At 57.7% G+C, this 21,265-nt stretch carries 17 protein-coding genes and 1 tRNA gene; 3 read left to right on the top strand and 15 right to left on the bottom strand.

What is annotated here, in order from left to right:
* Positions 1-9 precede the first annotated feature (9 nt).
* The 7 genes from ABH909_RS06305 to rpsU all read right to left on the bottom strand — a co-directional run bounded on the left by ABH909_RS06305 (position 10) and on the right by rpsU (position 10,305).
* Positions 10-792, bottom strand: coding sequence for an Abi family protein (locus ABH909_RS06305; protein ID WP_429431316.1), 783 nt, complete (start codon positions 790-792; stop codon positions 10-12).
* 241 nt (positions 793-1,033) lie between these two features.
* The gene (locus ABH909_RS06310) at positions 1,034-1,342 is read right to left on the bottom strand and encodes a DUF3077 domain-containing protein (RefSeq protein ID WP_429431318.1); all 309 of its coding nucleotides are present in this window, start codon (positions 1,340-1,342) and stop codon (positions 1,034-1,036) included.
* A gap of 415 nt (positions 1,343-1,757) precedes the next feature.
* A tRNA-Ile gene (locus ABH909_RS06315) sits at positions 1,758-1,834 on the bottom strand.
* Between the two features lie 15 nt (positions 1,835-1,849).
* Positions 1,850-5,596: a bifunctional diguanylate cyclase/phosphodiesterase gene (locus ABH909_RS06320; protein ID WP_429431320.1), complete on the bottom strand. Its 3,747-nt coding sequence runs from the start codon at positions 5,594-5,596 to the stop codon at positions 1,850-1,852.
* Between the two features lie 123 nt (positions 5,597-5,719).
* Positions 5,720-7,567, bottom strand: a complete 1,848-nt coding sequence (rpoD, locus tag ABH909_RS06325) for an RNA polymerase sigma factor RpoD (RefSeq protein ID WP_429431322.1) — start codon at positions 7,565-7,567, stop codon at positions 5,720-5,722.
* Positions 7,568-7,634: 67 nt separating this feature from the next.
* A complete protein-coding gene (gene dnaG / locus ABH909_RS06330; RefSeq protein ID WP_429431324.1) occupies positions 7,635-9,608 on the bottom strand; it encodes a DNA primase in 1,974 nt (657 codons plus the stop codon).
* Positions 9,609-10,089: 481 nt separating this feature from the next.
* Complete coding sequence (gene rpsU / locus ABH909_RS06335) at positions 10,090-10,305, bottom strand: 30S ribosomal protein S21 (RefSeq protein ID WP_002551877.1); 216 nt, start codon at positions 10,303-10,305, stop codon at positions 10,090-10,092.
* A 199-nt stretch (positions 10,306-10,504) separates the two neighbouring features.
* Here rpsU and tsaD point away from each other — a divergent pair, with 199 nt between their 5' ends.
* Positions 10,505-11,530, top strand: a complete 1,026-nt coding sequence (gene tsaD / locus ABH909_RS06340; protein ID WP_429431327.1) for a tRNA (adenosine(37)-N6)-threonylcarbamoyltransferase complex transferase subunit TsaD — start codon at positions 10,505-10,507, stop codon at positions 11,528-11,530.
* Between the two features lie 23 nt (positions 11,531-11,553).
* Here tsaD and plsY read toward each other — a convergent pair whose 3' ends face one another.
* Positions 11,554-12,123: a glycerol-3-phosphate 1-O-acyltransferase PlsY gene (gene plsY / locus ABH909_RS06345; protein WP_429431330.1), complete on the bottom strand. Its 570-nt coding sequence runs from the start codon at positions 12,121-12,123 to the stop codon at positions 11,554-11,556.
* 74 nt (positions 12,124-12,197) lie between these two features.
* On the opposite strand from plsY, the gene folB reads away from it, so the two are divergent.
* Positions 12,198-12,554 (top strand): dihydroneopterin aldolase, encoded by a 357-nt coding sequence (gene folB / locus ABH909_RS06350; protein WP_429431333.1) that lies wholly within the window; start codon positions 12,198-12,200, stop codon positions 12,552-12,554.
* Complete coding sequence (gene folK, locus ABH909_RS06355) at positions 12,545-13,063, top strand: 2-amino-4-hydroxy-6-hydroxymethyldihydropteridine diphosphokinase (RefSeq protein WP_429431336.1); 519 nt, start codon at positions 12,545-12,547, stop codon at positions 13,061-13,063. The genes folB and folK overlap by 10 nt, the downstream gene beginning before the upstream one ends.
* Before the next feature lie 89 nt (positions 13,064-13,152).
* Here folK and ABH909_RS06360 read toward each other — a convergent pair whose 3' ends face one another.
* The 7 genes from ABH909_RS06360 to apaG all read right to left on the bottom strand — a co-directional run bounded on the left by ABH909_RS06360 (position 13,153) and on the right by apaG (position 21,237).
* Positions 13,153-14,376, bottom strand: coding sequence for a multifunctional CCA addition/repair protein (locus ABH909_RS06360; protein WP_429431339.1), 1,224 nt, complete (start codon positions 14,374-14,376; stop codon positions 13,153-13,155).
* Positions 14,377-14,441: 65 nt separating this feature from the next.
* Complete coding sequence (locus ABH909_RS06365; RefSeq protein ID WP_429431342.1) at positions 14,442-16,004, bottom strand: SpoVR family protein; 1,563 nt, start codon at positions 16,002-16,004, stop codon at positions 14,442-14,444.
* Positions 16,001-17,272 carry a YeaH/YhbH family protein gene (locus tag ABH909_RS06370; protein WP_429431345.1) on the bottom strand — a complete coding sequence of 424 codons (1,272 nt, stop codon included), beginning with the start codon at positions 17,270-17,272 and terminating at the stop codon, positions 16,001-16,003. Before ABH909_RS06370 ends, ABH909_RS06365 begins: the two co-directional genes overlap by 4 nt.
* Before the next feature lie 120 nt (positions 17,273-17,392).
* Positions 17,393-19,315 carry a PrkA family serine protein kinase gene (locus ABH909_RS06375; protein WP_007904259.1) on the bottom strand — a complete coding sequence of 641 codons (1,923 nt, stop codon included), beginning with the start codon at positions 19,313-19,315 and terminating at the stop codon, positions 17,393-17,395.
* A gap of 297 nt (positions 19,316-19,612) precedes the next feature.
* On the bottom strand, positions 19,613-19,942 hold the full coding sequence (gene glpE, locus ABH909_RS06380) for a thiosulfate sulfurtransferase GlpE (protein ID WP_429431348.1): 330 nt from the start codon (positions 19,940-19,942) through the stop codon (positions 19,613-19,615).
* A 33-nt stretch (positions 19,943-19,975) separates the two neighbouring features.
* Positions 19,976-20,857 carry a symmetrical bis(5'-nucleosyl)-tetraphosphatase gene (locus tag ABH909_RS06385; protein ID WP_429431351.1) on the bottom strand — a complete coding sequence of 294 codons (882 nt, stop codon included), beginning with the start codon at positions 20,855-20,857 and terminating at the stop codon, positions 19,976-19,978.
* Complete coding sequence (apaG, locus tag ABH909_RS06390) at positions 20,857-21,237, bottom strand: Co2+/Mg2+ efflux protein ApaG (protein WP_429430069.1); 381 nt, start codon at positions 21,235-21,237, stop codon at positions 20,857-20,859. The genes ABH909_RS06385 and apaG overlap by 1 nt, the downstream gene beginning before the upstream one ends.
* Positions 21,238-21,265: the final 28 nt, after the last annotated feature.

The raw sequence follows: 21,265 nt of genomic DNA on the forward strand, positions 1-21,265 counted from the left end.
TCTATTGAATTATTCAGCTATTTGCCAGAACGGGTCTTGGTGCCAGTCTTGTGGAAACCCCATTGCTCGCTGGGCGCAAATATTACGGATGGTCGTCAATGTATGCAGCCATGACTGCAACAGTGGTGCTGGCAGTTCGAGGCATCTGGCGATGACTTTTTTGTCGGCGTCTCGCGCCAGCCCTTTGTAAAGATGTGACAGATCACCCAAGGTCAGTTCTTCCAGCATGGCCCATCCGGGCATCAGTGACGGCTGGTCGTACGTTACTGGATAGTGCCGCGCGTAGCTTTCCTTGGCTCGTTGGTGTTTTAGATGATCCTTTCGCCCTTCATCGGTTTGTAAGCGATCTATCCGTTGACACTCTTTTTCGTAATCGCGTCTAGCAGCATTTTGCTTGGTACGGATGGTTTCCAGCAATCGAGCATGGTCGTAGGAGTGCTGAAACAACCGCGCCTCCATGTACCAGTGCCCACCATGATTCGGTCCCATGTGATTGCTGATCAGTGAGCGAACTGCAACCTCGACGCGTTCGATGGCATCCATGACAAGTAGGCGCAGGCGACGGTCGAAATCATATAGCGTGGTCAGGTCACGAAATCCAGCGCCTTTGCGGAAGGGGTGGTCTTCGTCCTCCGCTTGCTGGAAAGTTCGCATGTAGGGGGTTAGGCGGAAGAAGCTCACTGCCTGTAAAAAGTGGCGAGCCCGTGTGTCATCCTGAATATGCAACCCACGCTGCTTGAGCAATTCGATCTGTGCGGTGATATCGATGACGGGCTTATGGAAAACTCTCATGCCCTAAAAGCTCCGGGCAAAAAAAACCCGCGCAATTTGTGCTTAGCTGCTGAAGCAACCATAGGCATGGCGGGTGTGTTGCGGGCAAGACTAGGTTCAACCGCATTGGTTTGCAAGTTTTTTGCTGAAGGCTCGATAGGCGGATGTACCTGGTTTTGCATGATCTCGATGCTCTTGTTGGCGGGGAACTGATCTTTTTCAGGTGAAAGCCACGCATTGCGTGGCTTTCTGATTGGTCCGACTAAACCTCGGATTCGTCTTTGGTCCGAGCCGGTCGCGGCGTAAGTACCTTTACCACATCATCAATCACCGCTTTGCTCATCGCCGTCAGATAGTGCGCGGCCCAGGCGTGGCGGTCGGTGTCTTTTGCGTAGGCTGCGTCCTCGGCAAATGATTTGGCGAGGTACAGCAGATCGGAGGCCTGAGTCAATGCGTCGAGGATGGGGACGCCAGCGCTGACGTGGAGCAGTGGCTGATCCGAGCAATAGGTGAAGGGCGTGAAACCGATGGTTTTTAGTTCTGAAGTTGCGGATGGATTTGTTTTGGTCATGGTTTTACTCCTGGGTTCGAGGAGCTGCCCTTTTCGTTACCACACGAAAAGGTGGCAGCTGTACGCAGGGTGGTAAACCGGGAACCAAGGAAACCGGCACGCCCGAGGGCGTCCCACGCACAGCCGCCATATCAAGATCACAGGCATAAAAACTGCCTGTATCCGTAATGAGTGCACTGTTGCGCTGGTTTCACCGAGTTACCACACCCGATCGCTGCATTTGCAGCGACGTCCGGAGAGTATCCCGTCGAAGAAAAGCCCAACAAGGCGGAAAAGCGCCTAAACGCACCCATTACGCAATTCTCGGAGTTTGCCTACAAGGTCTGCGGGCGTCATCCGATATTGCGACACCTTCAGCAAAACAAATCTACACGTCAGGCACGAAAAAGCCGCGCATTTGCGCGGCTTTCGTGTTTGGTGGGCCCAGTAGGACTCGAACCTACGACCAAGGGATTATGAGTCCCCTGCTCTAACCAACTGAGCTATAGGCCCTCAGTAGGCCGCGGATTATAGCGATGGTTTCTCGGCTGTGCTATCCGAAAAATCCAATATGGCTGTACGAAGAAACGTCGCGGCGAATTCGTCGGGGGGAAGTGGCAGGCTGACGATGTAACCCTGGATCTGTTCGCAGCCTTCGGCGGTGAGAAATTGCTGCTGCGCCTGGGTTTCGACGCCCTCGGCGATGACGGTGAATTGCATGCTGCGGCCCAGGGCGATGATTGCGCGAACAATGGCCGCGTCGTGTGGGTCGTCCGGCAGGCCGCGGACGAAGGATTGGTCGATCTTGAGGATGTCCAGCGGCAGGCGTTTGAGGTAGCTCAGGGACGAATAGCCAGTACCGAAATCATCGATTGCCAGTTGCACACCCAGGCGTTTGAGTTGATGTAGCACCGCCAGCGCTTCTTCGGCCTGGCTCATGATGAAGTTTTCAGTGATTTCCAGTTGCAGGAAGCCGGGATTGAGGTGGTTGTCTTTGAGTAATTGCTCGATCCGGCCGAGCAGGTTCGGCTGGCGCAGTTGCGCGCCTGCGAGGTTGACTGAGAGTGGGCCCAGGCACTCATAGACCTGATTCCACTCGTACATCTGTCGGCAGGCGGTCTCAAGTACCCAATCGCCGATTTGCAGGATCATGCCGTTTTCTTCAGCCAGGGGAATGAAGTGCTCGGGAGGTACATCGCCAAAGGTAGGGTGATGCCAGCGGATCAGCGCTTCGGCACCTACCACCCGATGGTCATCCAGACTGATTTTTGGCTGGTAGTACAAAAACAGCTCATTGCGCTCGATGGCGCGCCTCAGTTCATGTTCCAGCGCCACGCGCTCGCTGGCTTGGGCGGTGAGGTCCCGGGTGTAGCTTTCAACCCGGTTACGACCCTTGGCTTTGGAGCGATACATCGCGGCATCGGCGTTCTTGACCAGCGTCGCGACGTCGCAGCCGTCCTTCGGATACAAACTGGTGCCGATGCTGGCGCTGATGAAAAACTCGTGTTCGCCGGCCTGGAAAGGGGCTGAGAAGCAGTTCAGCAGCTTGGTGGCAATGTTGTCGGCATCGCTGGACTGTTGCAGACCCGGGAGCAGGATAATGAATTCGTCGCCACCGAGCCGCGCCACGGTATCGATATCGCGCAGCTGCTCCTTGAGGCGCACGGCGATGCCTTTGAGCAACAGGTCGCCGACCGGGTGGCCGAGGCTGTCGTTGATGTGCTTGAAGCGGTCCAGGTCGAGGAACAGCACTGCGCCTTGGCCGCCATTTTCCTGCTGGCTGTTCAGTGCCGTCAACAGCCGACTCTCGAACAATGTGCGGTTTGGCAGGCCGGTCAGCGGGTCGTGGTGCGCCTGGTAGTCGAGTTTGGCCTGAGCGTGCTTGAGGCTGGAAATGTCCGCGAACACCGCCACAAAGTGGGTGATGAGTTTGTCCCGGTTGCGCACTGCACTGATGGTCAGCCAGCTCGGGTAAAGCTCGCCATTCTTGCGTCGGTTGGAAATCTCGCCCTGCCAATGCCCGTCGGCGGTCAATTGATGCCACATCGCCGCATAAAATGCGCTGTCGTGCAGGCCCGAGGCGAGCAGGCGAGGGGTATGGCCCAGCGCTTCGCTCTCGCTGTAACCGGTAATTTCGGTGAACGCACGATTGACCGCACTGATGTGCTGCTGGGTGTCGGTGATCAATACACCTTCGGCAGTGCTCTCGAACACCGTGGCGGCCTGTTGCAGTTTCTCCTGCATCAGATGCCGCTCGGTGATGTCCCGGGCAATGGTCAACATGCAGTCTTCATCGCCGATGGGCAACGGCCGGCTTGAAACCTCACAGAGCCGGATCTGCCCGTCTTTGCGGCGGATGTGGCAACTGAAGTCACGCACGAAACCGTCCCGGTGCAACAGTTCGAGCATCTGTTTGCGTTCATTGAGATTGACCCAGATCCCCAGGTCCAGGGCCGACCGATCCACGGACATTGCGCTGTTGAAACCGGTAATGCGGCTGAAACCTTCGTTGACCTCCAATAGCAAACCGTCACTCTGCCGGGACAGCAGCAAGCCATCGGGGGAGGCATGAAAGGCCTTGGCGAATTTTTCTTCGGAAGTTTGCAGTTGTTGCTGGGTTTCCTTGAGCTGACTGATGTCCCGCACGACGACCACCAAGGCCGGGGTCGTATCGAGATCGAAAGGCTCGGCGGAAATCAGGCCGGTAAACACCTGGCCATTGCTGCGGCGAAAGGGCATCTCCAGGTTGCGGATGCTGCCGGCCTGCAAACGCTGCAACAAACCTGGGCCCACGCCGGGCACGCCCCAGATATTCAGGTCGGTGGCGGTCTGGCCGATGACGTCTTCGGCCTTGAGACCGATCTGTTCTTCGAACGCTTCATTGACTTCCAGCAGACAACCGTCGGAAAGCCGCGCGATCACCAGAATATCCGGGCATTGCTGGAACACAGAAGCAAACTTCTGTTCCGACAGGCGCAACGCCTCTTCGGTGCGCTTGGCTTCGCTGATGTCGATCATCAGCCCGCGCAGTACCGGTTCATGGGCATGCTCGATCAGGCTGACGATATCGCGGACCCACAGACAACGGCCGTCGGCGGTGATGACCCGATAATCGACGCTGTGATCGCGCCCGGCCGCCACCTCACGGTCGCAGAAGGTTTGGGCCCGAGTCAGATCCGCCGGGTGGATGATGTTGCGCCAGAAGCCCGGAATCAGCCAGTGGGGCAAGGGGTAACCAAGGAGTTCCTCAGCATGAGGTGACACGTAGCTGTAGGTGTAATCGCTGATCCGGGCTTCCCAGGCGATGGCCGAAAGACTCTCCACCAGCCCGCGATAATGGTATTCGCTGCTGCGCAGCTCCTGTTCCAGAGCGACCCGACGGGCAATTTCCGAACTGAGTCGGCGATTGATCCGGATAACCACTGCCAGCACGATCATCAGAAACAGTAATCCAGGCAGGCCGTAAGTCAGCACGTCGAGCCAGATGGTTCGATGGTCCAGGACGTTACCGACCCAATGTTCCTGGATGGCACTGATTTCACTGGGGGTCATGTCCGCCAGGACTTTGTCCAGGATGCTGACCAACAGCTTGTTGTTCGGTGGCACGGCCATCGCCAACTGGTAGCGATAGGGTGTTTCACCGCTGACGTAAAGCCCGTCGAGCTTGAGCTGGCGCAGGCTCCAGACACTGGAGGCAAGATCGCCTACTACGGCGTCCACGGCGTCGGTGGCAAGCGCCTGCAGTGCGGAGCTGACGTTGGGCATCGCCACCAGATTCAGGTCAGGATGGCGGGTGCGCAATAGTTCATGGGGAGCGTAGTTTTCCACCACGGCGATCTTCAGCCCGTACAGGTCTTCGAGTTTGCGCGGTTGGGCACCTCCGACGTGAGCCAGAATGACAATCGGAAAGTCGAGATATGGGCGGGTGAACGACAGATACGTCTGACGCTCGGGCGTCGACATGATGCCCGGCAAGATGTCTAGCTTGCCTTGTTTGGCCTGCTGCAAGACTTCAGTCCAGCTGACCGGCTCGATGGGCGTGAGTTTGATGGCTAGCCGTTGACGGATGACGTTGATGTAGTCCGCTGCCAGGCCCTGATAACGCCCGTGCTCGTCGCGAAATTCAAACGGCGGCCAGGACGCGTCCACGCCCAGGCGCAATTCCGGGTGAGCCGTTAGCCAGCTACGTTCTTCGTCGGTCAGAGTCAACGCGCCAGCCGTTGCGGTCCAGGTCATCAGCGACAGCAAAAAAAGCACGGTCGGCCATCTGGGCATAACGGTCTCGTTACGGCTTGGGGGGAATGCTTCGAGTGTAGACGGGCTATGCGGCGGGGGGGATGTACGGGGCATTTAATCTGCATAAAGCAAAACCCCCGGCCTGGGCCGGGGGTTCTGTGATCACTCGTCGAGGAAGGAGCGCAAATGCTCGCTTCTCGTCGGGTGGCGCAGCTTGCGCAGCGCCTTGGCTTCGATCTGACGAATCCGTTCACGGGTCACGTCGAACTGCTTACCAACCTCCTCAAGGGTGTGGTCGGTATTCATGTCGATACCGAAGCGCATGCGTAGAACCTTGGCTTCACGGGCAGTGAGGCCGGACAGGACTTCGCGAGTCGCTTCTTTAAGGCTCTCAACAGTGGCGACATCGATTGGCGACTGCATGGTCGAGTCTTCGATGAAGTCACCCAGATGAGAATCTTCGTCATCACCGATCGGGGTTTCCATGGAGATCGGCTCTTTAGCGATCTTCAATACCTTGCGGATCTTGTCCTCAGGCATTTCCATACGTTCGCCCAGCTCTTCCGGGGTCGGTTCGCGACCCATTTCCTGCAGCATTTGCCGGGAAATACGGTTGAGCTTGTTGATCGTCTCGATCATGTGCACCGGAATACGGATGGTGCGGGCCTGGTCGGCGATCGAGCGAGTGATCGCCTGACGGATCCACCAGGTGGCATAAGTCGAGAATTTGTAGCCGCGGCGGTATTCGAACTTGTCTACCGCTTTCATCAGACCGATGTTGCCTTCCTGGATCAGATCGAGGAATTGCAGGCCACGGTTGGTGTACTTCTTGGCGATGGAGATCACCAGACGCAAGTTCGCTTCGACCATCTCTTTCTTCGCGCGGCGGGCCTTGGCCTCACCGATCGACATGCGACGGTTGATGTCCTTGATCTCGGCGATCGTCAAACCGGTTTCGGTTTCCAGCGCGATCAGCTTCTGCTGGCAACGAATGATGTCCGGTTGCAGGCGACCAATGGCTTCAGCGTATTTGCTTTTGCCTTTGGCCAGTGCATCGCTCCAGCTTTCGTCGACTTCGTTGCCTGGGAACTGGCGCAGGAAGTCGGCACGCGGCATGCGGGCATCACGAACGCACAACTGCATGATCGCGCGCTCTTGCTGACGCAGACGATCCAGGGCACTGCGAACACGCTCGACCAGGCCTTCGAATTGCTTCGGCACCAGTTTGATCGGCATGAACAGCTCAGCCAGGACTACCAGCTCGGCAATAGCCAGCTTGTTGCCACGACCGTGCTTTTTCAGGGCCTTGCGGGTGATTTCCATCTGATCGGCGACAGCGCCAAAGCGCTGTGCGGCGATTACCGGATCCGGACCGCTTTCGGCTTCTTCTTCGTCATCGCTTGCTTCTGCGTCATCGTCGTCGGAGTCGTCGTCCGCTTTCACGGCTTTCGGGTCGACAGGCGGTGGCACTTCGGCTGCAGGCGGCGCAATGCCGTCGTCCGGGTCGATATAACCGCTCAGAACGTCGGACAGGCGGCCACCTTCGGTGGTGACGCGAGTGTACTCGGAGAGAATATGGTCAACCGTGCCAGGGAAGTGCGCGATTGCGCCCATCACTTCGCGGATCCCCTCTTCAATACGCTTGGCGATTTCGATTTCGCCTTCACGTGTGAGGAGCTCTACCGTACCCATTTCACGCATGTACATGCGCACTGGGTCGGTGGTGCGACCAATGTCGGTCTCGACCGCTGCCAACGCTGCTGCTGCCTCTTCGGCCGCGGCTTCGTCGGTATCGGCGTCGGCCAGCATAAGGGAATCCTTATCTGGCGCAACCTCGAATACGTTGATCCCCATGTCATTAATCATGCGGATGATGTCTTCCACCTGTTCCGGATCTGAAATATCCTCCGGCAGGTGGTCGTTGACCTCCGCGTAAGTCAGGTAGCCCTGCTCACGACCAAGTGTGATCAACTCTTTGATACGAGACTGCTGTTGCGCTTTTCCGGACATAACACCCTATCCACTGAAGGTCTTGGCGGGCAAAAAACAAGCCGAGGATTATACCTGAGCTATGACCTCACGCGCCAGTTGAGGTCGGGCTTGATGCGGAAACATTGCGACTTAAAAGGTCGCGCAGTTGATTTTTCTCTTCGGCACTCAATTCACTTTGACGTGCTTTTCGAAGAAGTTGTTCCAGGTTTCGCTCGCGTTGGCGTGCTGACAAGCTAGTAATGGTGTCGAAAAACTGTTGTTCAAGGTTATCTCCATCAATCAGCCATTCCTTTTCTGCCAGCGCTTTGAGCAGTCGGCCTTGTTCGGTGCCGTGCCAACGCGCAATCAGTTGAAATGAGTTTAGCTTGGGATTCTTCTGTACGGCTTCGAGCAGGGCGACCAGCAGTTGCGTATTGGTATGGTCCTCGGCGGCGAAGTGCCCGGCATCCTCGACTTTCTCAGCCAGTTGCGGGTGATGCAGCAGCGTGCGCAAGGCGGCCAGGGTAGGCGGCTCTACAGCGGCCGGAATCCGTGGTGCGCGCGGTTGATCGCGATCACCGCCGCGTTTGCCATTCTTGTCCCACGGTTTCTTGTCCCATTTCTTGCCGCCTGCGCCAGGCTTCTTCGGCGTCCATTCTTGCTGTGGCGCGTACATCTCTTGTGTCTGCGGCTGATGGTAGTCGCTGTAATCCGGCATGGCGTCATAATCGATGCCTGGATCGTAAGCGGGTGGCGCTTCCTGAGGCTGAGGCGTGCTTTGCACCAGTTGGCTCACGGCTTCACCGCTAAGCCCGGTAATCTCGCTCAGGCGCTGGCGCATCAGGATGCGCAGGTTGGCGCCCGGGACTTTGTCGATCAGCGGCGCGGCGAGGGTGGCCATGTGGGCCTTGCCTTCGAGGGAGCGCGGGTCCGATTCTTCGGTCAGCTGTTGAAAAAAGTAATCGGCCAGCGGCTGGGCATGCTGATTGATCCGTGCGCGGAAGGCGTCAGTGCCCTCGGAGCGGACCAGGGTATCCGGATCTTCGCCTTCAGGCAGGAATAGAAAACGCGCCCGACGGCCGTCTTGCAAGCATGGCAGGGTTGCCTCCAGTGCCCGCCAGGCGGCATTTCGGCCCGCCTGGTCGCCATCAAAGCAGAACAGCACGCTAGGCACGACGCGAAACAGGCGTTTCATGTGTTCTTCGCTGGTGGCGGTGCCCAGTGTTGCGACGGCATTGCGCAGGCCTTGCTGGGCGAGGGCGATGACGTCCATGTAGCCTTCGACGACGATGATTTCGTCGAGGTTGCGATTGTTCTTGCGTGCTTCATAAAGGCCGTAGAGTTCCTGGCCCTTATGGAAAACCGGCGTTTCAGGTGAGTTCAGGTATTTCGGCTTGTCGTCGCCCAGTACCCGGCCGCCAAAGGCAATGATGCGCCCGCGACTGTCGCGGATCGGGAACATCACGCGATCGCGGAAGCGGTCATAGCGCTTGCCGGTTTCGGCGTTTTCGATCAACAGGCCGGCATCGATCATGGCCTTTTGCTGCAGGGTATCGCTGCTCAGGTGTTTGTACAGATTGTCCCAGCCAGGCGGGGCAAAACCGAGGCCGAAGTCCCGGGCAATTTCACCCGTTAGTCCACGACCCTTCAAATAATCCACGGCGGCTTTGCGCGATGGATGGCTTTTAAGGGCTTGACGATAAAAGTCGGCGGCGGCAGTGAGTAGCGGGTACAGCGGCGAATCAGTAGGTTGGCGCGGCTTGTGCGCCCGACCACTTTCTTCGCGGGGGATTTCCATGCCGGCGGCTTTGGCCAGTTCTTCGACAGCCTGGACGAAATCCAGATTGTCATGGTCCATCATGAAGCCGAGGGCGTTACCGCCAGCGCCGCAGCCGAAACAGTAGTAGAACTGTTTGTCGGGGCTGACGCTGAAGGAGGGGGTTTTCTCTTTGTGGAACGGGCAGCAGGCAGTGTAGTTCTTGCCGGCTTTTTTCATTTGCAGGCGCGAGCTGACCACGTCGACGATGTCGGTGCGGTTCAGAAGGTCGTCAATGAAGCTCTGGGGAATTAGCCCGGCCATGGCGTTCTCGTCATCTGCGCTGAAATGGACCCAAAACGAAGGGCGGCCAAACGCGGGTCGTTGTTCGAGGCGCGCAGGGTGTGCGGCTCGACCTGTGTCGTCTGCGTATCGCTGTCGGGAAGTGTATCTGCCGAAAATCAACTGACGTTAATACCGATCAGTATTCGACTATTTGAAAGTGTTTCGCTGAATCCGGCGACGGCCAGTCGTTGGCCTCGGATAGCTCATAAGCGAGCACGCAAGAAGGTGCCTTGGGCTGATCGTCGTGAGAGGAATCAGTGGGTGTGCTCGTCAGTAGCCTTGGAAGGCTCGTCAGAAAAGACGTGCACCGCTGGCAAAAGAGCCAGGTCTGACGCTGTGAAGCAGATTTGTCTCGGTCGCGTCTGCGGCTTTGACGGTGAAGCATCAAGCGTTGTCCGCAAATGCCATTAGCCCGGCTGAGGGCCGGGCTTGGCAGAAGCTTGCTACGATCGTCTGCGTATTAGTACAGACGAACGGCGCGGCGCTGTTCGCGCTGAACTTTCTTGGCGTGACGCTTAACAGCGGCTGCTGCTTTACGCTTACGCTCAGAAGTTGGCTTCTCGTAAAATTCGCGGCTACGAACTTCAGCCAGTACACCGGCTTTTTCGCAGGAGCGCTTGAAACGACGCAGAGCTACGTCGAAGGGTTCGTTCTCTTTTACTTTGACGGCTGGCATCCAGAGCTACCTTCATTCATTACCGGGGTCAACATCCTCGCGGCAAAAGAGCACTTGAAGACGTCGGTTTTTAAGGGTTGCGGATGTTAACCCCTCATCGCTCGGAATGCAAAGCCTCTGATCGAAAACCGCTGGTCGGGGCATCACGCGACGACTATTATGCGCGCCTTCGAATTCAGCCTCTACAAGGCGCAAACCCATGCTAGTACTGGGATTAGAAACCTCTTGCGACGAAACCGGTGTCGCACTTTACGACAGTGAACGCGGGCTGTTGGCCGACGCGCTGTTCAGTCAGATCGATCTGCATCGCGCCTATGGTGGCGTGGTACCGGAGCTGGCGTCGCGTGATCACGTCAAGCGCATGCTGCCCTTGATTCGGCAGGTCCTGGCCGAGGCCGGCTGTGTGCCGACCGAGATCGACGCCATCGCTTATACCGCCGGTCCTGGCCTCGTCGGAGCCTTGCTGGTGGGGGCTTCCTGCGCCCAGGCGCTGGCCTTTGCCTGGGGCATTCCGGCCTTGGGCGTGCACCACATGGAAGGACATTTGCTGGCGCCGATGCTGGAGCCGCAACCGCCTGAGTTCCCGTTCGTCGCTTTGTTGGTATCGGGTGGTCATACGCAGCTGGTTCAAGTCGATGGGATTGGTCAATACACGCTCTTGGGCGAGACCCTCGACGATGCGGCCGGCGAAGCGTTCGACAAGACCGCGAAGATGATGGGCCTGAATTATCCGGGCGGCCCGGAAATCGCGCGTCTGGCGGAACAGGGCGTTGCAGGACGTTTCACTTTTCCGCGTCCGATGTGTGATCGTCCAGGCTTGGCTTTCAGCTTCAGCGGCCTGAAAACCTTCGCCCTGAACACCTGGCAGCAGAGCGTCAGCGCCGGGGACGACAGCGAGCAAGCCCGTTGCGACATCTCGCTGGCGTTCCAGCAGGCCGTGGTGGAGACTTTGACCATCAAGTGCAAGCGAGCCCTGAAGCAGGCGGGTCTCAAGCGTCTGGTGATCGCAGGGGGCGTCAGCGCCAACAAGGCGCTGCGGGTTTCACTGGAAAAAATGCTCGCCGACATGAAGGGCGAAGTGTTTTATGCCCGTCCGGAGTTCTGCACCGATAATGGCGCGATGATTGCGTTTGCCGGTTGCCAGCGTTTGCAGGCCGGTCAGCATGAAAGCCTGGCGATCAGCGTGCAGGCACGCTGGCCGATGGAGCAATTGTCGGCGCTGTGATGAGGGGCGCTCACGTGCGGTATTTAAAAATGCCGTTCGCGCCCGGCAAACAGGTCGCGTAGATTGCCGCGATGACGCCAGACGATCAGCCCCGTGAGTGCGCTCATGGGCAGCAGTGCCGCTGGTTCTTGCCACGCCAGCAATGGCAGGGTCAGTGGTGTGGCAATCAGCGCTGCGAGTGAACTGGTGCGGGTCAGATAGAACGTCATCAGCCAGGCGCAGACCGCCAGCAATGCGGCGGGCGGGTAGAGCCCCAGCAGCATGCCGGCCGCGGTGGCGACACCCTTGCCACCACGAAAGCGGAAGTACAGCGGAAACAGATGACCGATAACGGCGCAGACGCCAATCCAGGCCTGTTGTTGCAGTGAAAGGCCCACTGCACCTGCGATCAATACGGGTAGCAGACCTTTGTTCAGGTCGCCGAGCAAGGTCAGGATGGCGAGTTTTTTGCCGGCCAGACGCAACATATTGGTGGCCCCGGCATTGCCCGAGCCACTCATTCGCGGATCGGGGTTACCGGTCAGGCGGCTGAGCAAAATGGCGAAGGACAGAGAGCCGAGCAGGTAGGCGAGGATCGCCAGTAACCAAAACATGCTAACTATTCCGGGCGAGGACGCCCTGATTCTAACGGCGCATTGCGCCCTTGTCGTGCAGTGGAGAGAAGTGCTTGGACAGAGTGTTTATCGAGGGCCTGGAAGTGGACACCGTGATCGGTGCCTACGACTGGGAACGAGGCATCCGACAGTGTCTGCGACTTGATCTGAGCTTCGCCTGGGACAATCGTCCGGCCGCCGCCGGTGATGACCTGGCCCTGGCGCTCGACTACGCGAGCGTTTCGTCGCGCATCCAGGCGTTTGCCGAGCAGGCGCAGTTCCTGCTGGTAGAGACCTTTGCCGAGCGTCTGGCGCAAGTGCTGATGAGCGAATTCAACATCACCTGGATGCGCCTCAAGCTGACCAAGCCAGGTGCAATCCCGGCTGCCACCGGTGGTGTTGGCGTGGAGATCGAGCGCGGATGTCGCTGACTCAGGTGTATCTCGGGCTCGGTAGCAATATCGAGCGCGAATCCCATTTGCAGGCAGGCCTGGACGCCCTGGCGGGTTTCCTGGTGGATATGCGCTGCTCTGCGGTATTCGAAAGCCAGCCGGTGGGGATCAAGAGCGGGCCGTTTTTCAACTTTGTGGTCTCGGCCTTCACCGATCTGCCGCTGATGGAGCTGGATCGACGGTTGAAATTCATCGAGGCGGATAATGGCCGTTACGCACCCGACCGCAAGGGTTTGCCGCTGGATATCGACGTGTTGCTGTTCGGTGACCTTGTGGGCAACTTCGATGGTTTGATCTTGCCGCGGGCAGAGATTCTGAAAAATGCCTTCGTGCTGTGGCCGTTGTCGCTGATTGCACCGGATCGTGTGCATCCGGGCGTAGGCAAGAGCTTTTCAACCCTGTGGGAAGAAGCGCAGATCGATCAGGTATTGGCGCCGGTGGCTTTCGAGTGGCGCGGTAAGCAGTTGACCCCTTCCGATATGCTGTAAAGCAAAAGATCGCAGCCTACGGCAGCTCCTACAGGGTTCACCATTTCTCTCTGTAGGAGCTGCCGAAGGCTGCGATCTTTTGATCTGGCTTATGCTTGATCTTTGTAAGCCTTCAACGCCTTGAGCCGCTCGCTCTTGATCGCCTCGCCCAATTCCGGTCCTTTGAATCCCTTTTCCAGCAACGGCTGAACGGCAATACTTCGTGCCGCAATTGCCGCGCCCCGTAAATAATCCGCCTGTGGATAACTTCTCTGTTCCAGGCCTTTACGCCCTCGAGCGTCCATCTCGCACGCCGCGATAAATTCCTCAAAACGCTGGGGTCGACGATAGACGTCGAAGCTCTGCAGTAACTCCAGCAAGGTGGACGGTTTCAGCTCCAGTGCACGATGGCCATGGGTGTGATACTTGCCCACCAGCAGCGCCAATTCCTGACAGTCTTTCGGTGCCTTGAAGCGCTCGTTGACCGCTTTGATCAGCTTCAGGCCTTTGTGTTCGTGGGCGATGTGGCGGGGCCATTCTTCCTCGGGGGTCAAACCTTTGCCCAGATCATGCAGCAGGCAAGCCCAGCGTACGGTCAGCGGTTGTTTGTGCAGCGCCGCTTGCTCCAGCACGCTCAGGGTATGCACGCCCGTATCGATTTCCGGATGATGGGCTTCGGGTTGCGGTACACCGAACAGCGCCTCGACTTCCGGCATCAGTACTTTGAGCGCGCCGCAGTCGCGCAGCACCTCGATGAATACTTGCGGTTGGTCTTCCATCAGCGCGCGAGCGATTTCCTTCCAGCTGCGTTCGGGCGTCAACGCCTCCAATTCACCTGATTCGCTGAGTTGACGCATCAACTCCAAGGTCTCGGGGGCAACGGTGAAACCCAACTCCGCATAACGCGCGGCAAAGCGGGCAACGCGCAAAACACGGAGCGGATCTTCGGCGAACGCGGGGGAAACGTGACGAAGCAGGCGCGCCTCGAGGTCCCGCTGGCCATGGTAGGGGTCGGTCAGGTTCTGTTGATCGTCCTCGGCCATGGCGTTGATCGTCAGGTCACGGCGAATCAGATCTTCTTCGAGGGTGACATCAGGGCTGGCGTGAAAGATGAAGCCGCCATAGCCGCGCCCGTTTTTGCGTTCGGTGCGGGCGAGGGCGTATTCCTCACCGCTTTTGGGGTGAAGAAACACTGGGAAGTCCGCGCCCACCGGACGAAAGCCCTTGGCGAGCATTTCTTCGGTAGTGGCGCCTACAACGACCCAGTCGATATCGGTGACAGGTTTGCCCAGCAGGCGATCGCGGACCGCACCGCCGACTTTATAAATCTGCATAAAAAACCTCCGTTAGCCCGACAGAATAACCTTTGCGTCGAACTTCCGGAGGCAGAAAAACAGGATCAAAGATGAATGACTGCCAGGTCCAGCCGACCATAATCCCCTTCGCCATGCTCACTTCTGGGCGGAACATGGTGGGTTTTCATCACCTGATCCCCTTGCAGGGTTTCCAGGTGGATGTCGAAGCCCCAAAGGCGGTGCAGGTGCTTGAGCACTTCGTCGGTGGAATCGCCCAGTGGTTTGCGATCGTGTTGTTGGTGACGCAAGGTCAGGGAACGGTCACCACGCCGGTCAATGCTGTAGATCTGTATGTTGGGTTCGCGATTGCCCAGGTTGTACTGCGCCGCCAGGGTTTCACGAATGGTTCTATAGCCTTCTTCATCGTGTATCGCCGGAACAAGCAGATCGTCCTTCTGATCGTCATCGAGGATGCTGAACAGCTTGAGGTCGCGGATCACCTTGGGTGACAGGTACTGCAGGATGAAACTCTCGTCCTTGAAGCTGCTCATGGCGAATTTGATGCTGGATAACCAGTCGGTGCCGGCGATTTCCGGAAACCAGCGATAGTCCTCTTCAGTGGGGTGTTCGCATATCCGGCGGATATCACGATACATGGCAAAACCCAGGGTGTAGGGGTTGATGCCGCTGTAATAGGGGCTGTCGAAACCGGGCTGGAAGACCACGCTGGTATGGGAGGTCAGAAACTCCATCATGAAACCGTCGGTAACCAGACCTTCGTCATACAAGTCGTTCATCAACGTGTAGTGCCAGAACGTGGCCCAGCCTTCGTTCATCACCTGGGTCTGGCGCTGCGGATAAAAATACTGGGCGATCTTGCGCACGATCCTCACGATTTCGCGCTGCCAGGGCTCCAACAATGGCGCGTGTTTTTCGATGAAATACAGGATATTTTCCTGAGGTTCGGCGGGGAAGCGCATATTGTCCTTGTCGCTGTACTTGTCCGCGCCTTTTGGAATCGTCCTCCACAAATCGTTGATCTGCTTCTGCAGATGCTCTTCCCGATCCTTCTGCCGACGGCGTTCTTCTTCGGCGGAGATCGGATACGGGCGTTTGTAGCGGTCTACCCCGTAATTCATCAGCGCATGGCAGGAGTCGAGCAAGTCCTCTACCGCATCGATGCCATGGCGTTCTTCGCACTGCATGATGTACTGCTTGGCGAACACCAGGTAATCGATGATCGAGCTGGCGTCGGTCCAGGTGCGGAACAGGTAGTTGCCTTTGAAGAAACTGTTATGGCCATAGCACGCGTGAGCTACCACCAGCGCCTGCATGCAAATGGTGTTTTCTTCCATCAGGTAGGCAATGCAGGGATCCGAGTTGATCACAATCTCGTAGGCCAGCCCCATCTGGCCGCGGCTGTAGGATTTTTCAGTACTGAGGAAGTGTTTGCCATAGGACCAATGGTGATAACCCAAGGGCATGCCGACAGAGGCATAGGCGTCCATCATCTGCTCGGCGGTGATCACTTCAATCTGGTTGGGATACGTATCCAGCGCGTAGCGGGCCGCGAGACGACTGATTTCACGGTCGTAGGCCTGGATCAGCTCGAATGTCCATTCGGAGCCGGTGGAAATGGGTTGGCGCTTCTGCTCTTTGGCGGTCATGTCACTAACCTGCGCTGGAAGAGTTCACGAAAGACCGGATAGATATCCCCGGCCGAGACCAGTTGCTGCTGGGCAAAAGTGTCAGAGAAGGCTTCGGCGATGCGTTCGTACTCGAACCACAGGGCCTGGTGTTCGCGCGGGGTAATCTCAACATAAGTGTAGTACTGCACAAACGGCATGATCTGATTGATCAGGATGTCGCGGCAGATCGGCGAATCGTCGTTCCAGTTGTCGCCGTCGGACGCCTGGGCGGCATAGATATTCCATTCGTTGCTCGGATAACGCTCGGCCATGATCTCTTGCATCAGTTTCAGGGCGCTGGAGACGATCGTGCCGCCGGTTTCCCGGGAGTAGAAAAACTCCTCCTCATCCACTTCACGGGCGCTGGTATGGTGGCGGATAAACACGACGTCGATTTTGTCGTAGTTCCGCTTGAGGAACAGGTACAGCAGGATGAAGAAGCGTTTGGCGATGTCCTTGGTCGCCTGGGTCATGGAGCCGGACACGTCCATCAAACAGAACATGACGGCTTTGGAGCTGGGGTTCGGCTGCTTGATCAGCAGGTTGTACTTGAGGTCGAAAGTGTCGAGAAACGGCACTCGGTGAATGCGCGCGCTGAGCTTCTCGATTTCTGCTTCGAGATCCTGGATATCGCCGAAGTTGTCCGGTTCTTCCCGTTTCAGCCGCAGCAGTTCCTCTTTGGCTTCGCGCAGTTTCGCCCGGCTGCTGCCGGACAAGGCAATGCGTCGGGCATGGGCCGAACGCAGCGTGCGGATAATGTTGATCCGCGACGGGTTGCCCTCGTTGCTGATACCGGCGCGTACGGTCTTGAAGGTGTCGGTGCCGGTCAGGTGGCGTTTGACCAGGTTAGGCAGTTCAAGGTCCTCGAACATGAATTCGAGGAATTCTTCCTGGGTAATCTGGAAGACGAACTCGTCCATCCCTTCGCCCGTGTTACCGGCCTTGCCCGGGCCTCTGCCGCCGCCACCTCCTGGCGGGCGGGCAATGTGATCGCCGCTGGTGAATTCCTTGTTGCCGGGGTGCACGATGGTTTGCTTGCCGCCACGACCATGGTGAAGCACCGGTTCGTCGATGTCGCGACCGGGAATGCTGATTTGCTCGCCGTGTTCCATATCGGTAATGGAACGCCGGCTGACCGCCTCTTCGACAGCCTTTTTGATGTGATCACGGTAGCGCCGCAGAAACCGCTGGCGGTTTACCGTGCTCTTGTTCTTGCCATTGAGACGTCGGTCGATCACATAGCTCATAGGTGGCCCTCCGGGCAGCTTCAAGTTGTGAGCTGCAAGCTGCAAGAAGAAGCAGTTGCCCAGATATCAGGGCTTAGGCGCTTTTTTCTTGCAGCTTGTGGCTTGTAGCTTGCCGCTGCTTCACTGCGACTTCCGGACCCGTAGGTACCATTCGGAGAGAAGCCGTACCTGTTTGTCGGTGTAGCCCCGCTCGACCATCCGTGTGACGAAGTCGTTGTGCTTCTGCTGGTCCTCTTTGCTGGCCTTGGCGTTGAAGCTGATGACCGGCAGCAAGTCTTCGGTGTTGGAGAACATTTTCTTCTCGATGACCACCCGCAGTTTTTCGTAGCTGAGCCAGGTTGGGTTCTTGCCGTTGTTGTTGGCTCGGGCGCGCAGTACGAAGTTGACGATTTCGTTGCGGAAATCCTTCGGATTGCTGATGCCGGCCGGTTTTTCGATTTTCTCCAGTTCCTCGTTCAGGGCTACGCGGTTGAGGATCTCGCCGGTTTCCGGATCGCGGTATTCCTGATCCTGAATCCAGAAGTCGGCGTACAGCACGTAGCGATCGAAGATGTTCTGGCCGTACTCGCTGTAAGACTCGAGGTAAGCAGTCTGGATCTCCTTGCCGATGAATTCGATATAACGCGGTGCCAGGTATTCCTTCAGGAAGCGCAGATAGCGTTCACGGGTCTCCGCCTGGAACTGTTCCTGTTCGATCTGCTGTTCCAGCACGTAGAGCAGATGTACCGGGTTGGCGGCGATTTCGTGCGGATCGAAGTTGAAGACCTTCGACAGAATCTTGAAGGCAAAGCGGGTCGACAGACCGTTCATGCCTTCGTCGACCCCCGCTGCGTCGCGGTATTCCTGGATCGACTTGGCCTTCGGATCGGTATCCTTGAGGTTTTCGCCGTCATACACGCGCATCTTGGAATAGATGTTGGAGTTTTCCGGCTCCTTGAGGCGCGAGAGTACGGTGAACTGCGCGAGCATTTTCAGGGTATCGGGCGCGCAATGGGCCTTGGCCAGCGAGCTGTTGAACAGGAGTTTGTCGTAGATCTTCACCTCGTCGCTGACGCGCAGGCAGTACGGCACTTTGACGATATAGATCCGGTCGATGAATGCTTCATTGTTCTTGTTGTTGCGGAAGGTGTGCCATTCCGATTCGTTGGAGTGAGCCAGCAGGATCCCGGTAAACGGAATCGCCCCCAAACCTTCGGTACTGTTGTAGTTGCCTTCCTGGGTGGCCGTCAGCAATGGGTGCAGCACCTTGATCGGTGCCTTGAACATTTCGACGAACTCCATCAAGCCCTGGTTGGCCCGGCACAGTGCGCCCGAGTAGCTGTAGGCATCGGCGTCGTTCTGCGGGAACTCTTCCAGTTTGCGAATATCGACCTTACCCACCAGTGCCGAGATGTCCTGGTTGTTTTCATCTCCCGGCTCGGTTTTCGCCACTGCGATCTGGTTGAGGATCGACGGATAGAGTTTCACCACGCGGAACTGGCTGATGTCGCCGCCGAATTCGGCCAGGCGCTTGGTGGCCCATGGCGACATGATGGTATTGAGATAGCGCCGGGGAATGCCGAAGTCTTCCTCGAGGATCGCGCCATCTTCGGTGGCGTTGAACAGACCCAAAGGCGACTCGAAAACCGGCGAGCCCTTGATTGCGTAGAAGGGCACTTTCTCGATCAGTTGTTTGAGCTTTTCGGCCAGGGACGACTTACCGCCACCGACAGGGCCGAGCAGGTAGAGGATCTGTTTCTTCTCTTCCAGACCCTGGGCCGCATGGCGGAAATACGACACGATCTGGTCGATGCATTCTTCCATCCCGTGGAAGTCTTCAAAGGCCGGATAGCGGCGGATCACCTTGTTGGAAAAGATTCGCGACAGCCTCGAGTTGGTCGAGGTGTCGAGCAGCTCCGGTTCTCCGATGGCCAGCAAGAGACGCTCGGCGGCGGAAACGTAGGCGCTGCGGTCCTTTTTGCACAGCTCCAGGTACTCCTGCAGAGAGAGTTCTTCCTGGCGCGTGGACTCGAAGCGTTGTTGGAAGTGGCTAAAGATACTCATGACGTCACCTCGCTCGATACGTGGAGCCGACGCCGGATCACTCAGTCGATGCTGGCAGCAACCGAACAGGCAGTTGCTGTTTACCCCCCAGAACTCTCCCGGAGATGACGACTCCGAAAGCTACTCCCGATGACCCGCGCGCCGGTGTACCGGCTCTCCCCTGTTTTGGATGGCCTGCGCTTAAGGATAGTTGGGAATTTGGAAGGTAAATGCAAGATGCGTAATAAGTTGTGAAAGACCGTTCGTCTGTCAGTGCGCTAGCCCGCGGGGACCGGGGCTTGCGCACAATGAAAAAAATTATTCGGAAGTGCCTTGCGCCGTTTCCGAAGGATAAATCGTACGCCACAGTTCAAAACCGCCATCCATGCTGTAGACGTCGGAGAAGCCCTGGCTGATCAGATAGGCCGCCGCGCCCTGGCTGGAATTGCCGTGATAGCAGACCACCACGGTCGGTGCGTCGAGATCGGCGGCACGGATGAAATCCGAGATGGAATGATTATCCAGATGCTGCGAGCCGGCGATGTGCAGTGCGGCAAACGTTGCCGGGTCACGGACATCGACCACCACCGCGCCTTGTTCGCGCAGGGCCTGGGCCTGTTCTGGGGGGATACGTTTGAATTCGCTCATGGCGGGCTCCTGTGGCTCGGCTGAAAGCGCAGTCTAGCGCGGGGCGCTGGCTGACGTTTGTTCGGGGATGGAAGCGGCGACTGGCGGCCGGGTATTGCCCCGGGCGTCGCATTTGCATTGCAGGCGCTCACCGGTGTCGACGTTCATCAGGGTCATGGCGCCACCCCAGACGCAACCGGTGTCGAGTGCAAACAGACCTGGCTCGTTGCACTGGCCTTCGAGCGCCGCCCAATGGCCGAAGATGATCTTCAGGCCTTTGGTCTTGCGCTCCTTGTGGGTAAACCATGGCGCATAACCGGGTGGCGCGGTGTCGATGCCTTCCTTGCCCTTGAGGTCGAGTTTGCCGTCGCTGGTGCAAAAGCGCATCCGGGTGAAATAGTTGGTGATGATCCTCAGGCGGGCCACGCCTTTGAGGTCGTTGTCCCATTTCACCGGTTCATTGCCATACATGCCGTCAAGGTAGGGCGCGAAGCGATTGTCATCGTGCAGGGCGTCTTCGACTTCGGCGGCGTACTTCAAGGCTTTTCGCAGCGACCATTGTGGCGGTATGCCGGCATGGACCAGGGCGATATCGCGCTGCTCGTCGTAATGCATGAGCTTTTGTTGGCGAACCCACTCCAGCAGCTCCGCGCAATCGGGTGCTTCAAGAATCTCGCGAAGCGTGTCGGCCTTCTTCAGGCGTTCGATGTTTTGCCCGACCGCCAGCAAGTGCAAGTCGTGGTTGCCGAGTACGCACACCAGCGATTCGCGGATGCTATAAAGGAAGCGCAAGGTCTCCAGCGAGTGTGGGCCACGGTTGATGAGGTCACCCACCAGCCACAAGCGATCCTTTGCCGGGTCGAAAGCGACTTGCTTGAGCAGGCATTGCAGCGGCTCAAGGCAGCCTTGCAAATCGCCGACGGCATACGTCGCCATCAGTGCAGGGCTCCGGGTACGGCCAGGCGAAACGGAGCGATGACGGCGTCGAAATGTTTACCGTCCTCGGCGACCATCTCATAAGTGCCCTGCATCGTGCCGACCTTGGAGGTCATGACGGTGCCGCTGCTGTAAGTGTGGCTCTTGCCCACGTCGATCAACGGTTGCTGGCCGACGACGCCGGCACCACGAACCTCCTCGACATGCCCGTCACCGTCAGTGATCACCCAATGCCGCGACAGCAGCTTGGCCGGTAACTCGCCATTGTTCTGCACGGTGATGGTGTAGGCGAAGGCAAAGCGATTTTGCTCGGGTTGCGATTGTTCTGCCAGATAGCGGGTGACGACGCTGACGTCGACCTGATAACGAGGATCGGACATGCAAAAGGCCTTAGAAACGAAGCGGGAC

This window comes from Pseudomonas sp. BS3782 TE3695, from assembly GCF_050435305.1.
Lineage (GTDB): Bacteria > Pseudomonadota > Gammaproteobacteria > Pseudomonadales > Pseudomonadaceae > Aquipseudomonas.

Coding starts and splice junctions, on each gene's coding strand:
- ABH909_RS06305 (WP_429431316.1), bottom strand. CDS start 792: ATGAGAGTTTTCCATAAGCCCGTCATCGATATCACCGCACAGATCGAA.
- ABH909_RS06310 (WP_429431318.1), bottom strand. CDS start 1,342: ATGACCAAAACAAATCCATCCGCAACTTCAGAACTAAAAACCATCGGT.
- ABH909_RS06320 (WP_429431320.1), bottom strand. CDS start 5,596: ATGCCCAGATGGCCGACCGTGCTTTTTTTGCTGTCGCTGATGACCTGG.
- rpoD (WP_429431322.1), bottom strand. CDS start 7,567: ATGTCCGGAAAAGCGCAACAGCAGTCTCGTATCAAAGAGTTGATCACA.
- dnaG (WP_429431324.1), bottom strand. CDS start 9,608: ATGGCCGGGCTAATTCCCCAGAGCTTCATTGACGACCTTCTGAACCGC.
- rpsU (WP_002551877.1), bottom strand. CDS start 10,305: ATGCCAGCCGTCAAAGTAAAAGAGAACGAACCCTTCGACGTAGCTCTG.
- tsaD (WP_429431327.1), top strand. CDS start 10,505: ATGCTAGTACTGGGATTAGAAACCTCTTGCGACGAAACCGGTGTCGCA.
- plsY (WP_429431330.1), bottom strand. CDS start 12,123: ATGTTTTGGTTACTGGCGATCCTCGCCTACCTGCTCGGCTCTCTGTCC.
- folK (WP_429431336.1), top strand. CDS start 12,545: ATGTCGCTGACTCAGGTGTATCTCGGGCTCGGTAGCAATATCGAGCGC.
- ABH909_RS06360 (WP_429431339.1), bottom strand. CDS start 14,376: ATGCAGATTTATAAAGTCGGCGGTGCGGTCCGCGATCGCCTGCTGGGC.
- ABH909_RS06365 (WP_429431342.1), bottom strand. CDS start 16,004: ATGACCGCCAAAGAGCAGAAGCGCCAACCCATTTCCACCGGCTCCGAA.
- ABH909_RS06370 (WP_429431345.1), bottom strand. CDS start 17,272: ATGAGCTATGTGATCGACCGACGTCTCAATGGCAAGAACAAGAGCACG.
- ABH909_RS06375 (WP_007904259.1), bottom strand. CDS start 19,315: ATGAGTATCTTTAGCCACTTCCAACAACGCTTCGAGTCCACGCGCCAG.
- glpE (WP_429431348.1), bottom strand. CDS start 19,942: ATGAGCGAATTCAAACGTATCCCCCCAGAACAGGCCCAGGCCCTGCGC.
- ABH909_RS06385 (WP_429431351.1), bottom strand. CDS start 20,857: ATGGCGACGTATGCCGTCGGCGATTTGCAAGGCTGCCTTGAGCCGCTG.
- apaG (WP_429430069.1), bottom strand. CDS start 21,237: ATGTCCGATCCTCGTTATCAGGTCGACGTCAGCGTCGTCACCCGCTAT.